Origin of the sequence: Pseudomonas fluorescens (assembly GCF_003732425.1) — a bacterium.
Classification (GTDB): Bacteria; Pseudomonadota; Gammaproteobacteria; order Pseudomonadales; family Pseudomonadaceae; genus Aquipseudomonas; species Aquipseudomonas fluorescens_BE.
This window is the reverse complement of record NZ_MOBX01000003.1, coordinates 674977-689482: the sequence shown is the minus strand read 5'-3', so window position 1 is coordinate 689482 and position 14506 is coordinate 674977. Positions and strand designations below refer to the sequence as shown.

Here is a 14506-nt window from a genome sequence, read left to right as displayed (position 1 = left end):
ATACTAATTCACCAACAACACTTCCAAACCTAGGATTTTGCGCTTAGATTAAGCCGTAGCTGGAACACTATAGTCATACAATAAGAGAATCGATCATGTCTGATAAGAAACCCACACTGCGCTCCGCCCAGTGGTTTGGCACGGCCGACAAGAACGGCTTCATGTACCGCAGCTGGATGAAGAATCAGGGCATCGCCGACCACCAGTTTCATGGCAAGCCGATCATCGGCATCTGCAACACCTGGTCGGAACTGACCCCGTGCAACGCGCATTTCCGCCAGATTGCGGAGCACGTCAAACGCGGGGTGATCGAGGCCGGTGGCTTTCCAGTGGAATTTCCGGTGTTCTCCAATGGCGAATCGAACCTGCGCCCAACCGCCATGCTCACCCGCAACCTGGCGAGCATGGACGTTGAAGAAGCAATTCGCGGCAACCCGATTGATGGCGTGGTACTGCTGACCGGTTGCGACAAAACCACCCCCGCGCTGCTGATGGGCGCGGCCAGTTGCGATGTGCCGGCCATCGTTGTCACCGGCGGACCGATGTTGAACGGCAAGCACAAGGGCAAGGACATCGGCTCCGGCACCGTGGTCTGGCAGCTCAGCGAGCAGGTCAAGGCCGGCACCATCACCATCGACGATTTCCTTGCGGCCGAAGGCGGCATGTCGCGTTCGGCGGGCACCTGCAACACCATGGGCACCGCATCGACCATGGCCTGCATGGCTGAAGCACTGGGCACTTCCCTACCCCACAACGCGGCGATCCCGGCAGTGGATGCGCGACGTTATGTGTTGGCGCACATGTCCGGCATGCGCGCGGTGGAGATGGTTCGCGAAGATTTGAAACTGTCGAAAATTCTCACTAAAGAAGCCTTCGAGAACGCCATCCGGGTCAACGCCGCCATCGGTGGTTCGACCAACGCGGTGATCCACTTGAAAGCCATCGCCGGACGCATCGGCGTCGAGCTGGATCTGGATGACTGGACGCGCATCGGGCGCGGCATGCCGACCATCGTCGACCTGCAACCTTCCGGGCGCTTCCTGATGGAAGAGTTCTATTACGCCGGTGGGTTGCCAGCGGTACTGCGTCGCCTCGGCGAAGCCAATCTGATCCCTAACCCGAATGCACTGACGGTTAACGGCAAGTCGATCGGCGAGAACACCAAAGACGCGCCGATCTACGGTGAAGACGAAGTGATCCGTACCCTCGACAATCCGATTCGTGCTGACGGCGGCATCTGTGTGCTGCGTGGCAACCTCGCGCCACTTGGTGCCGTGCTCAAGCCGTCCGCCGCAACCCCGGAACTGATGCAGCACCGTGGCCGCGCCGTGGTGTTCGAGAACTTCGACATGTACAAGGCGCGGATCAACGATCCGGAACTGGATGTCGATAAGGATTCGATTCTGGTGATGAAAAACTGCGGGCCAAAGGGTTATCCGGGCATGGCCGAAGTCGGCAACATGGGCTTGCCAGCCAAGTTGTTGGCGCAAGGCGTGACGGACATGGTGCGCATCTCCGACGCGCGCATGAGCGGCACCGCCTACGGCACGGTGGTTTTGCACGTGGCGCCGGAAGCAGCGGCTGGCGGGCCTTTGGCGGCGGTGAAGGAAGGCGACTGGATCGAGCTGGATTGCGCGACCGGGCGTTTGCATCTGGACATTCCGGATGCCGAACTGGCGGCACGCATGGCCGATCTGCAACCACCGCAGCAGTTGTTGGTGGGCGGCTACCGTCAGTTGTACATCGACCATGTGCTGCAAGCGGATCAGGGTTGCGACTTTGATTTCCTCGTCGGTTGCCGAGGCGCCGAGGTCCCGCGCCACTCTCATTAACACCGCCTTCCCTGTTGCTAAACACCTGTGGCGAGGGAGCTTGCTCCCGCTGGGCGGCGCAGCGGCCCCAAAACCGGCAAATGCGATCTTATTGTGAGATCGCGGCGCCCGATTTGCGACTGCTGCGCAGCCGAGCGGGAGCAAGCTCCCTCGCCACAGGTGATAGATTTCAAGCCTGATGATTGCGCCTCTCGCCTGCTATGATGCGCGGCATCTCCATCGCTCAGGATCGCGCCGTTCCCCATGGATTACCGCAAACCCTCCGACCGTAAAAGCATGCACTCGCGCATCGTCCAGGAACTGGGCATGCAGATCGTCTCCGGACGCTTTTTGCCCGACGACAAACTGCCCGCCGAAGCGCTGCTCTGCGAGGAGTACGCGGTCAGCCGGCCGGTGTTGCGCGAAGCCACGCGGGTGCTGGTGGCCAAGGGGCTGGTGTATTCCAGGCCTCGTGTTGGCACGGTGGTCAAAGCACGCCGCGAATGGCACATGCTCGACCCCGACGTACTGCACTGGCTGATGCAAAGCAGTCCGCAGAATGAATTCTTCAATGTGCTGACCAGTGTGCGCAGCATTATCGAACCGGCCGCTGCCGCCCTCGCCGCCCAACATGCGACCGAGGCGGATATTGCCGCGATTGGCGAGGCTTACCAGCGCATGGAAGCGGCGCCGACACCGGAAGCGTTGTTGCAGCCGGATCTGGATTTTCACAGCCGGATTGCCGACGCGACGCACAACGATTTGCTGGCAAACCTGTGCAACATGTTGTCGGTGGCGATTGCCGAGGCGTTGAAGCATTCCAATCAGCGGCCGAATCTGCATGAGCTGGCGTTGCCACGGCACAAGGCGATTCTGACGGCGATTGAAAATCGCGATGCGTTGGGCGCGCGACATGCGACGCTGGTGCAGCTGGATGATGCGCGCAGTGCGTTGAGTGCGGTCCTTGGGGCAGAGCTTTCCTGACGAGCCAGCGCGCCGCCCTCACCTGCCGCTCTGAACCTGGCTGGGTGGTATCCAGATACCGCACCGGTCGAGTGTTCCGGTTTTATTGTGTGCAATCCTCAACGTGCCAAGGATTGCACCATGTCAATTTCCGCAACAGCCGTGATAGCGGACTCAAGCGCTATCGTCGCGCGCGCCGTCAGCGCGCAGTTTGACCACCGCCCCACACTGCGCGCGCAAACCGCTCATTTGCTCAAGGAAGGCCTGCTCGAAAAATACCCCGGGCTCGACTTCGACCCCTACCGAACGCGCCTGGCCCGGCCCCTTCCGGAGGGTGCCTGGAGTCTGTCGTTATTACTCGACGAAGTACTGACCTATCTTGCCACGGGCATAAAGCTCGATCTCTCTGACCAATACGGCCGCCACTGCTTTCTGACCAACAAAGTGCCCAAACAGATGAGCGTCGGCAAAACCACCACGCGGCTGCCCGACATGCAAGTCATCGCCGATGTCATTCTTGACCTCCCGGCAATCCTGTACATCGGCTTGCAAGAGGCCGTGACGACATACTGGAACGAGGACATCGGCGCTGGGGTAAGTCGCTGGCAGTGGCTCGGCGATCTTCTCGCCAGCGCACTGCAAACAGCGGCGGTTCGGCGCAGGGGACTGAACGCCTTGCAGGCCGAAGTGCTGATGGAACTGGCTGAGCTTCCCGATCGCCGGGCGCGGTTGCAAAAGCCAGGGCCGAGAGCGGTCATCCAGGCATGTACACTTCAGACCACTCTGAGCAAAGGCACAGTCTGCGCGACGGTGCAGACACCTGATCTGCTGATCAGTTGTGCTGACACTCACCTGTTGTGCAGCGTGAACGGCAACGTCGAAGTCTATTCCTCGCTCGACGAATTCGCGCTGGCCTGGGCCGAGCGTTTCCAGCAGCACTTTACGACCGACGCCATCAGCTGGAAACGCTTTGAGCCCGATGGCAACATTTTCGATATCCAGGCTGCGCTGTTGCTCAATCAGCAACTGGAGAACATTGCCGCACTGACACTCCCCACGAACCAGCCCTTGAGCGAATTGCAACAGCGCATCGACGCGCTCACCAATGTCGCCGGCCTGTTCCGAAATACGCAGCCATCGCCCACAAACCTTCAACCGATCAAGGCGAGTCTGCCGCACTGGCTGCAAACCGCTGATGGCACCGATCGCATGGCCTACCGGCAGCACGTTCTGGCGCTTGCAAGTCTCAGGCAGCAAACCCGGGGGCGCGCCTTCAACGACGGAATCGATGATCTGCACACCTTTGCACGCAAAGCGCTGCACAAACAGATGCTCGAGGATCACCCGCAAGCGCCTGGCTACAACGCCGATGACCTGGAGCTGACGTTCCATGTCCCGGTCGGTGACCTGGGCAGTGGCTACATCGACAAGGTCACGATGTCGCTCACAGAACTGGCCATCCACAACCTTGCGGGCAAACCCAAGGGGCGCATGACCATTCGGCACACGGGCAATCAACTGATTCAGGACTGGACCACAGCAGCCTATCTGCTGGATCTGGTGAGACGCATCGACGTCGGCAAACACTATCCCGCGCTGCTCGAAAACAGGCTGTTGCGAGACAGTACCGAAAGCCGCGAACGGGAACGCCTGTTTTCGCGGGAACTTGCCATCCAGTTGCCGTTGCAGGCGCTGGAACATTCCATTCGCGCGGAGCACGGCTTCAACCGGTTGGGCTATCGATATGTCAACGCGTTGATGCAGAACACCGCCGCCCGGCGAATCGTCGAGGGGCTGGCGATTGTCATCAGGCCCTTGGCATTTCAACGCAAGGCCCACGCGGACTGGGATGGGGTGACCAATATGTTTGTCATCGAACCCAAAGACCTGAACGCCGAGGGCCCTTGCATCCTGTATCGCCCGATGTATGCCCCGGCGCTGCAGCAATTCAGCAGCCGCCGGGAGCTGCTCAAGGCGATTGCCGTAGCCGGACCGCTGCAAAACAGTGTGTTGATGTGGCTGAGCGATCGCGCCAGGCCGATTTATGCCAACAACGGATTCAATGAGCCGCACATCATTCACTTCCATCCTGGCGACGACTTCACACCTTTCGAAAAACCGGCCCCCGCCATTCTGGTTGGCGACGCCGCTGCAGCAGACTGGTTGAAGGCCGTCGAAGAAAATCGAGTGTTGGCCAGTCTGTTCACCAGCAACGCTCGGGCATTGATTCAAACGGCGGATCAGCAATCGGTGTCCAACGCAGAAAGCCGCTGGGCGCTGATCTGTGAAGGTGGCTGGCTGATCTTCAATATCCTGCTTTTGCCGCTGGACGGCCCGGCCATGGTGGTCGGCTGGATGGTGCAGATCACCCACAGCCTGATCAACGACCTGCCGGCCCTCGACAGCGCCGATGCCGCTGTGCGAAATCAGGCGTGGACCGATTTGCTGTTGAACATCGGACTGGTGCTGCTGCATGTGGCCAAGCAATCCGCGGTGTCGCTGCCCGATAGCGCGGAGGGTCTGGTTCCGGCCGTGCTTGAGCCATTGCGTCACCCTTCTGACGCTTACCCGACGGCGCTTGAACCGGTTATCCGTGAGCAATCTCCTGCGCTGCCCGCTGAGCCTCCGGGCGATGGCAAGACAACAGTGGATTTCACATTGTCCACCGCGCGGGAATCGGCCTCGACCCGATTATTGACCACGCTGACGCAAGCGCACGTCCCATGGCCAGCGCACTTGCCGGCCCCCGTTGCAACCGGTGCCTTCAAGGGCTTGTATCAAATTGACAATCAATGGCATGCCAGTGTCGGCGGACTGCTGGTTCGCGTGCGCACCGTGCCCGGTTTCGGCGAGGTGTATCTGGCTCATCCCGACCATCCCGGCATCCGCTTGAAAAGCAATGGCCGCGGTCAGTGGATGGTCGAGCGCGGCGTGAAACTGCTCGGTGGCGGGCCTAAATCACGAATCAAGGCCCAGCGCGATCAGGCGAAACGTCGTATCGAAGTGCTGGATCAGAACTACGCGACCTTTGTCGGGCAGCAAGAAGAGGTGCAGCGTGGTGTCGACATCGCTGAACGCCTGATGATTCAGCAGCGCGACCTTGCGACGGCTACCGAGCAGGTACGAGCCAGGTTCAGGCAGATCTTCGACAGCAAACTGAGCCAGCAGACCGACCAGTACCTGACGCAGATCGCCGAACTGAAAGAAGTGGCCGTGCTGAAAAAAACCGATCCGATATATACCGCCATCGCCTCCCTGTTGGAAAACAGCATCAACAATGTGCGCAAACGGATCATCATGGCTGATCTGGATCGACAAGCCATGCTGCGTCGATATGCCGAATTTAACCAAGGCACTCGCCAGGTCGCTGCCACGCTGCTGGCCGGGGGCGAAGCCACGCGCGATCGGTACCTGGACTTCCTGCGCGAAACATCGTCCATCAACGAGAACATGATCAAGCTTTACGAGGAAGCCGACGGGCGACTGCTTGAGTTGAAAAATGTACCTCGCCTGGGGCCGGATGCCTGGGAGCGATTGACGGTGGGGCGGGCGGGCCACGAGTTGACGGCATTACGGCTCAAGGCTTTTCAATTACAGATCCTGCGGCCGATCAGTGTGAAGGCCTGGGCTGTGCAAACGGTGCTGGGGCTGGACGATGCCATCGACCCGGTGGTGCTACTGTCTCGTTCCCATGCTGACCTGCAAGGCGTGGAAGTCTATGAAAGCGCTGATCGTATCGCGGTGTTCGATAACCTCGTCGATCGCTACGGCAAGGCGCAGGATGCCCTGGAAAGTATTGGCATTTTCCATGGCGAGGAGTTACAAGCGGCCCACTTCAATCGGATCCGCGAGATCATTGGCGAATTTCGCCTCGACGCTGAACAGCGTCTGGCCGACGAGCTGCAGCGGTTGCCCGAAAACGCGCAGGTGTCAGGCCCGTCGACCGGTGGCGAGCGTTCCCCCGCCAGACCTTCTCCAAAAGCAAGTCGCAAAAAAGTCATCAAGACCAGGACCAAAGGCACGCTGATTGGTGATCTGCGCCCGCGAGTCGCCGACCAGGGTGCCGATATCGTCGACATCAAAAACCCGATGGACGAGGGCACGCTGCTGTCTTTCCACGAACAGGCACCGGACGTCTGGGAAGAAATCACTGTCGAGGCCGAGTACGAGCAGCCAGCAGCTCGGCCGCGTGCCAGGCCTTATGCGCAACTCAAGGGTGATGCCCGCAAGGCCCTTGGAAAGGTCGATCAACAGGTGCAGAAAATCGAGGGTTATGCGCAGCGTGCGAGCTCTCCGATGGAAATCGAGGAACAGATGCAGCGCGAGGCCGAGAAGTTGACGGCTTTCGCCGACACTCTGCAGCGCCATGACGATGCGCCGGTCAATCGCGAGCAGGATATGGCACTGATCAACCAGCTACGGACCAAGGCTGAGGCACTTTTGAACAAGGCGAGCGAGCTGCGCACGCGCATGACTCTGAACAAACCACCGACCAGCGAAGGCGTCGCGTTTCTGCTGGAAAAGCGCGCCATTTATGCCCGCATGGTGGACGGGCCAGTCCAGCTCACCACCGGCCGCAAGGACTTCATGCAGGAATACGTTCTGCTCGACGAGCGGGATCAGCCCGTCTGGTACGCCCACTTCCACTATGCGACCGACTCAGCCGCAAAGGCCGATTACACCCGCGCTCATTTGAAAACCCGGGATCAACAATATGAAACCTATGAGTCGGCCATGTTGAAGGCGACGAATCCGCAACAGAAAATCGATATTCATCGCGGCGCCATCAGCCAGACGTTGGCAGCCACGGTGTTCCTGCCATTGGAACCCCGCTGATTCCGGCAGCAGCAAAAAAGCCGCAACCCTGAGGTTGCGGCTTTGTCGTTTCAGGCCTTCAGATCAATGGGCAAACAGCGAATTGCCCTTCTGCCCCGCCAGTTTCTCCGGCTTGATCAGGAACTTCGCCAGTGCCGGCAGCAGCCACAGCGCACCGAACATGTTCCACAGCAGCATGAAGGTCAGCATCAGGCCCATGTCGGCCTGGAACTTGATCGCCGAGAAGATCCAGGTGCACACACCAATGGCCAGGCACAGGCCGGTGAACAGCACCGCTTTACCGGTGGATTTCAGCGTCTGGTAATAGGCTTCCTGCAACGGCAGGCCCGCGCGCAGGAAACTTTCCAGACGGCTGTAGATGTAGATGCCGTAGTCGACACCAATCCCCACGCCCAGCGCCACCACTGGCAGTGTCGCGACCTTGACGCCGATGCCCATGAACGCCATCAGCGCGTTGCCCAGTACCGAGGTCAGCACCAGCGGCAGGACGATGCACAGGGTCGCCGCCCACGAACGGAAGGTGATCATGCACATCACCGCCACGCAGATGTACACCAGAATCAGGATGGTCAGCTCAGCCTGTTTGATGACTTCGTTGGTGGCCGCTTCGATCCCGGCGTTACCCGCAGCGAGGATGAATTCCAGGCCGTCCTTGTTGTTGTCCTTGGCGAATTCCTGCACCGCGTGCACCGCCCGATCGAGGGTTTCGGCCTTGTGATCGTTGAGGAACACCAGCACCGGCGCCAGCGAGCAACTGTTGTTGTACAGACCGTCAGCGCGGGCAATCGAGTTGTTCAGCACGTCCGGGTTGCGTGACAGGGTTTCCCATTTCAGGTTGCCCTCGTTCATGCCCTTGATCATCTGCTTGGACACGGTCACCAGCGAGATCGCCGACTGCACGCCCTCAGTGTTCTGCATCTTCCACATCAGTTCATCGATCGGCGCCATGGCCTCAAAGCGCGAGCAACCTTCAGCCTTGGTCTTGACCATCACCACCAGCACGTCGGAACTGGTCGAGTAGTTGTTGATGATGAAGTTGTTGTCCTTGTTGTAGCGCGAGTCCGGGCGCAGTTCCGGCGCGCCCTGGTCGAGGTCGCCGATTTTCAGGTTCTGGCTGTACCAGAGGCCGCCGCCGAAGGCGATCAGTGCCAGCACCACCGAAATACGTGCGACTTTCGGGTTGGCGAAGTTCGACAACAGGCGCCAGAACGGGTGTTCGCGGTTCGCGTCTTTCTTGCTCTTGGCAATCGCGCGCTTGCTGATGCCGACATAGGAAATCGCCACCGGCAGCAGGATCAGGTTGGTGAACACGATCACTGCCACGCCGATCGACGCGCCGATGGCCAGTTCCCGGATCACGCCGATGTCGATGATCAGCAGCGTGATGAAGCCCACCGCATCCGCGAGAATCGCGATCATCCCCGGCAGGAACAGTTGCCGGAAGGTACGCCGCGCTGCAGTCAGGGCGTTGTCGGCCTCGCTGGATTGCAGGGCGATGCCGTTGATCTTCTGCACGCCGTGGGAAATACCGATGGCGAAGATCAGGAACGGCACCAGCATCGAATACGGATCAAGTCCGAAACCGAAGAAGTGCATCAGACCGAGCTGCCAGACCACCGCCACCAGCGTCGTACTCAAAACGGCGATGGTGCTGCGTACGCAGTTGGTGAACCACAGCAGCAGGATCAGGGTGATGACGAACGCGATGCCGAAGAACAGCACCACCATCACCAGCCCGTCGATCAGGTCGCCGACTTTCTTGGCGAAACCGACGATGTGGATCTTGACGTTGGGGTTCTGCGCTTCGAACTTGTTGCGGATCTTGTCTTCGAGTTCATGAGAGAACTTGCGGTAGTCCAGTGCGAGCAACTTGCCCTGATCCTGCGGGTCCGGGTAGGACTCCAGCAGCGGGATGTCGACGATACTCGACTTGAAGTCGTTGGCCACCAGACGCCCGACCTGGCCGGACTTGAGCACGTTGTTGCGCAGCAGGTCGAGGCTGTCCTGCGAGCCGTTGTAGCTCTGCGGGATCACTTCACCGCCGGCAAAACCTTCTTCGGTCACTTCGGTCCAGCGTACGCTCGGGCTCCACAGCGACTTCAGGCCGGAGCGGTCAACACCGGAGATGTAGAACACCTCGTCGTTGATCTGCCGCAGGGTCTCCATGTACTCCTTGGAGAAGATGTCGCCGTCCTTGGCTTCCACCGAAATACGCACGGTGTTGCCGAGGTTCGCCAGATCGTTGCGGTGCTCCATCATCTTCTCGATGAACGGGTGCTGGAGCGGGATCATTTTTTCGAAACTGGTCGACGGCCGGATCAGCGTCGCCTGCCAGAATAGGAAAATGCTCACCACCAGACAGATCAGGATCACGGCCGGGCGGTTGTTGAAAATCAGGCGTTCAAGAAACGTCGCCTTGTCCTGCTGAGGAGTGATCAAGGAAGTCATAGCCCCGCCTTCTTATTATTGATCTCGGCACCGTTTGGCAGCGTGGTGTGGACGCCACCCTGCCCGGTCAGAATCAGGTTGCCGTCGCCGGCGGCAGTGACCGACGACAGGGAAATACGGTCCGGGCGGTTGAACACACTGAAGGTTTCGCCGTTGTCGCTGCTGCTGATCACCGAGCCGCCGTTGCCGACGATGACAATGGAACCGTCCTCAAGCAGCGTAGCGCCGGACAGACCAAACTCCAGTGCACCGCGCGCAGCTTTGAGTTCGACCTGTTCCCAGGTGCTGCCGAAATCCGTGGAGCGATAAAGATTGCCGCGCAAACCGTAGGCCAGCAGCGTTTGCGGTTGCGCCGTGCCGATCACGCCAAACAGCGAACCTTCGTACGGGCCTTCGAGTTTTTCCCAGGTCTGGCCCCAGTCAGCGGAGCGAAACATGCTGCCCGACTCGCCGACGATAAACAGCCCGGCGTCTTTTACCGCCGCGATGGCGTTGAGGTGGAATTGATCTTCGTTGTCGAGGCGGTCACTGACGTCTTGCCAGTTTTTGCCGCCGTCGGTGGTCTCCAGCAGTGCGCCGTACGCGCCCACGGCGAGGCCGCTGTTGGCGTCCTTGAACCAGACGTCGAGCAGCGGCGATTCGCGTTTGAGGTCTTCGAATTGCTTGGTCCAGGTCAGACCGCCGTCGGCGCTGGCGAGAATTTGCGCGTCGTGGCCGACCGCCCAGCCGTGCTTGTCGTCGACAAAGTACACCGCAGTCAGCAGTTGCCGGCTCGGCACCTTGGCTTGCGTCCAGGTTTTGCCCTGGTCATCGGAATAGAGAATGTGCCCGCGATCTCCCACCGCCACCAGGCGCGCGCCGGCGTGGACGACATCGAGAATCAGGCTTTTCGCAGCTTTGGCGGATTCGGTGGCATAGACCACGTCGGCGGGTGCCTCGGCGGCAATCACAGGTGCCGATAACGTGGCAAAGCCCAGCAGCGAGAGTGCTGTGGCCAGCAACGCGGTGCTGCGTAACGCCGGCGGGCGGCAACGACTCATAGACCTTCCCCTATTTATTATTGTTAGGCCATCTGGCCTTCAAGGGCGCCGCAAGTGTGCTCCGCTGATGGCTGGTCAGAAGCATAGTCCTGAAACCCGCAATCCAGAGCCACTTCGGAAGCTGACTCATCCTATCGGGCTTTCGAAACGTCTGACAATCGGCGCCACGTTATCTTTTGTTAACCGAAAGCAGCCCTCTACCGACGCTGATTTGCATTGTGGGAGCGAGCCTGCTCGCGAATGCGGTGCACCAGTCACCCAGTTTATTGGCTGACCCACCGCTTTCGCGAGCAGGCTCGCTCCCACAGGCTTTAGAGGCGGTCTTGGGATTTGTGGTTGTCAGTGAATGCAGCGCCATTCGCCGGATGGATGCGGCAAATCTTGCGAGGGGGACTTGCACGATCGGTATTATGGTATACCATCAGACGCACAGACACTCTCAATCCCCCTACGGAGCAGCTCATGAGTTTCGAAATTCGCAAGATCGTCAGCTATGTCGAAGAAACCTTCATTGAAGGCGGCAAAGCCACTGACAAGCCGGTAACCATGGTTGGTTTGGCCGTGGTGATGAAAAACCCTTGGGTGGGAAACGGTTTCGTTGAAGATCTCAAGCCGCAGATCCGCGCCAACTGCTCCGACCTCGGCGCACTGATGGTCGAGCGTCTGGTCGGCATCATCGGCGGCGCGGAAAAAATCGAGGCCTACGGCAAAGCGGCCGTGGTCGGCGCTGACGGCGAGATCGAGCACGCCTCCGCCGTGATTCACACCCTGCGCTTCGGCAACCACTACCGCGAAGCCGTCAACGCCAAGAGCTACCTGAGCTTTACCAACAAGCGCGGCGGCCCGGGCACCTCAATCCAGATCCCGATGATGCACAAGGACGACGAAGGTCAGCGTTCGCACTACATCACTCTGGAAATGCAGATCGAAGACGCGCCGCGTGCCGACGAAATCGTCGTGGTGCTGGGTTGCGCCGACGGTGGTCGCCTGCACCCGCGCATCGGCAACCGCTACATCGATCTGGAAGAACTGGCCGCCGAAAAAGCCCAGTAATCACAATAAAAAGGCATTGCAGGAGCGCTCCATGATTCGGCTCACCGCTGAACTCACCCCGGCGGGCACCAGTTACCTGGCGACCGGCCAAGGCCAGCCCGTGGTTTTGATCCACGGCGTGGGCCTGAACAAAGAAATGTGGGGCGGGCAGATTGTCGGCCTGTCCAGCCAATACCGGGTGATCGCCTACGACATGCTCGGCCATGGCGCCAGCCCGCGACCGGCCAGTGGCACCGCCCTGCTCGGGTACGCCGATCAGTTGCTGGAGCTGCTCGACCACCTGAATCTGCCACAGGCAGCGGTGATCGGTTTCTCCATGGGCGGTCTGATCGCGCGGGCCTTTGCCCTGCATTACCCGGAGCGCCTGCAAAGCCTGGTGGTGTTGAACAGCGTCTTCAACCGCAGCGAAGAACAACGTGCCGGTGTTATCGCGCGCACCGCGCAAGCCGCCGAACATGGCCCGGACGCCAATGCCGAAGCGGCGTTGTCACGCTGGTTCAGCCGCGAATATCAGGCGGCCAACCCGGCGCAGATCGCCGCGCTGCGCCAGACTCTCGCTAATAATGATCCGCAGGGTTATCTGACTACCTACGAACTGTTCGCCACCCAAGACATGTACCGCGCCGACGACCTGGGCAGTATTCAGGCACCGACGCTGATCGCCACCGGCGAACTCGATCCGGGTTCGACCCCGGAAATGGCCGAGCAACTGGCCCGGCGCATCCCCGGTGCGAAGGTTGCCGTGCTGCCTGAGCAACGGCATATGATGCCCGTAGAGTCGCCGCGTCTGGTCAACCAGACGCTGCTGGAATTTCTGCAATTCGCACACTCCCGACAAAACCATATAAAGGGGATCGTTGCATGACACTCGCACGCTTCCAGATGTGCATCGGCGGAGAATGGGTCGACGCCCTCTCCGGCAAGACTTTCGAAAGTCTTAATCCGGCCACTGCCCAGGCTTGGGCAGAACTACCCGACGCCGATGAGGCCGATGTCGAACGCGCCGTGCAGGTCGCCCAACAGGCCTTCGAAAGCCCGGCATGGCGCGGTTTGACCGCCACCGCGCGCGGCAAACTGCTGCGCCGTCTCGGCGACCTGATCGCCGAGAACAAGGAACAACTGGCGCAGCTGGAAAGCCGCGACAACGGCAAACTGATCCGCGAAACCCGTGGGCAAGTCGGTTATCTGCCCGAGTTTTTCCACTACACCGCCGGTCTGGCCGACAAGCTTGAAGGCGGCACGCTGCCGCTGGATAAGCCGGATCTGTTCGCCTACACCGTGCACGAAGCGATGGGTGTGGTCGCCGCGATCATTCCGTGGAACAGCCCGCTCTATCTGACCGCAATCAAACTGGCCCCGGCCCTCGCCGCTGGCAACACGATTGTGATCAAGCCATCCGAACATGCGTCGGCGACCATTCTTGAGCTGGCGCGTCTGGCCCTCGAAGCGGGAATACCGCCGGGCGTGGTCAACGTCGTCACCGGTTACGGCCCGAGCACCGGCGCCGCCCTCACCCGTCATCCGCTGATCCGCAAAATCGCCTTCACCGGCGGCGCGGCAACGGCGCGCCATGTAGTGCGCAGCAGCGCCGAGAACTTCGCCAAGTTGTCGCTGGAACTGGGCGGCAAGTCGCCGAACATCATCTTCGCCGACGCCGATCTGGACAGCGCGATCAACGGCGCGATTGCCGGGATCTACGCGGCGTCCGGACAGAGTTGCGTGTCCGGTTCGCGGCTGTTGGTGCAGGACGAGATCTACGACGAATTCGTCAGCCGACTGGTCGAGCGCGCCCAGCGCATTCGCATCGGTAACCCGCAAGAAGACCACAGCGAGATGGGCCCGATGGCCACCGCGCAGCAACTGGCGGTGGTCGAAGGTCTGGTCGCCGATGCCATCGCCGAGGGCGCGCGTTTGCGCACCGGCGGCAAGCGCCCGACCGATCTCGGCGAAGGCTGGTTCTATGAGCCGACGCTGTTCGAGTGCGACCGCAATTCGATGAAGATCATGCAGGAAGAAGTCTTTGGCCCGGTGGCTTCGGTGATTCGCTTCAAAGATGAAGCCGAAGCACTGGCGATCGCCAACGACTCGCAATTTGGCCTCGCGGCCGGCATCTGGACCCGAGATCTGGGCCGCGCCCATCGCCTCGCCCGCGATGTGCGCTCGGGGATTATCTGGGTCAACACTTACCGCGCGGTGTCGGCGATGGCGCCAATCGGCGGCTTCAAGAACAGTGGCTATGGACGCGAAAGCGGCATCGATTCGGTGCTGGCCTACACCGAACTGAAAACGGTGTGGATCAACCTTTCTCAGGCACCAATGCCTGATCCGTTTGTGATGCGCTAGGAGTCCTGCGAA

At 60.3% G+C, this 14506-nt stretch carries 8 protein-coding genes; 6 read left to right on the top strand and 2 right to left on the bottom strand.

Going from position 1 to position 14506, the window contains the following annotated elements:
- Window positions 1-95 precede the first annotated feature (95 nt).
- The 3 genes from BK670_RS05980 (at window position 96) to BK670_RS05970 (ending at window position 7610) form a co-directional block, all read left to right on the top strand.
- On the top strand, window positions 96-1832 hold the full coding sequence (locus BK670_RS05980) for an IlvD/Edd family dehydratase (RefSeq protein ID WP_123449012.1): 1737 nt from the start codon (window positions 96-98) through the stop codon (window positions 1830-1832).
- 243 nt (window positions 1833-2075) lie between these two features.
- A complete protein-coding gene (locus tag BK670_RS05975) occupies window positions 2076-2795 on the top strand; it encodes a FadR/GntR family transcriptional regulator (RefSeq protein ID WP_123449011.1) in 720 nt (239 codons plus the stop codon).
- A 120-nt stretch (window positions 2796-2915) separates the two neighbouring features.
- On the top strand, window positions 2916-7610 hold the full coding sequence (locus BK670_RS05970; protein WP_123449010.1) for a dermonecrotic toxin domain-containing protein: 4695 nt from the start codon (window positions 2916-2918) through the stop codon (window positions 7608-7610).
- Between the two features lie 63 nt (window positions 7611-7673).
- Here the strand turns inward: BK670_RS05970 and BK670_RS05965 are convergent, their stop codons facing one another.
- Window positions 7674-10058 (bottom strand): efflux RND transporter permease subunit, encoded by a 2385-nt coding sequence (locus tag BK670_RS05965; protein WP_123449009.1) that lies wholly within the window; start codon window positions 10056-10058, stop codon window positions 7674-7676.
- The gene (locus tag BK670_RS05960; RefSeq protein ID WP_123449008.1) at window positions 10055-11098 is read right to left on the bottom strand and encodes a WD40/YVTN/BNR-like repeat-containing protein; all 1044 of its coding nucleotides are present in this window, start codon (window positions 11096-11098) and stop codon (window positions 10055-10057) included. The genes BK670_RS05965 and BK670_RS05960 overlap by 4 nt, the downstream gene beginning before the upstream one ends.
- A 462-nt stretch (window positions 11099-11560) precedes the next feature.
- Here BK670_RS05960 and BK670_RS05950 point away from each other — a divergent pair, with 462 nt between their 5' ends.
- From BK670_RS05950 to BK670_RS05940, 3 genes are read left to right on the top strand one after another with little or no spacing between them, the layout of a single operon-like run.
- Window positions 11561-12151 carry an amino acid synthesis family protein gene (locus tag BK670_RS05950; RefSeq protein WP_007917992.1) on the top strand — a complete coding sequence of 197 codons (591 nt, stop codon included), beginning with the start codon at window positions 11561-11563 and terminating at the stop codon, window positions 12149-12151.
- A 31-nt stretch (window positions 12152-12182) separates the two neighbouring features.
- Window positions 12183-13016: an alpha/beta fold hydrolase gene (locus BK670_RS05945; RefSeq protein WP_123449007.1), complete on the top strand. Its 834-nt coding sequence runs from the start codon at window positions 12183-12185 to the stop codon at window positions 13014-13016.
- Window positions 13013-14494, top strand: a complete 1482-nt coding sequence (locus BK670_RS05940) for an aldehyde dehydrogenase (protein ID WP_123449006.1) — start codon at window positions 13013-13015, stop codon at window positions 14492-14494. Before BK670_RS05945 ends, BK670_RS05940 begins: the two co-directional genes overlap by 4 nt.
- Window positions 14495-14506: the final 12 nt, after the last annotated feature.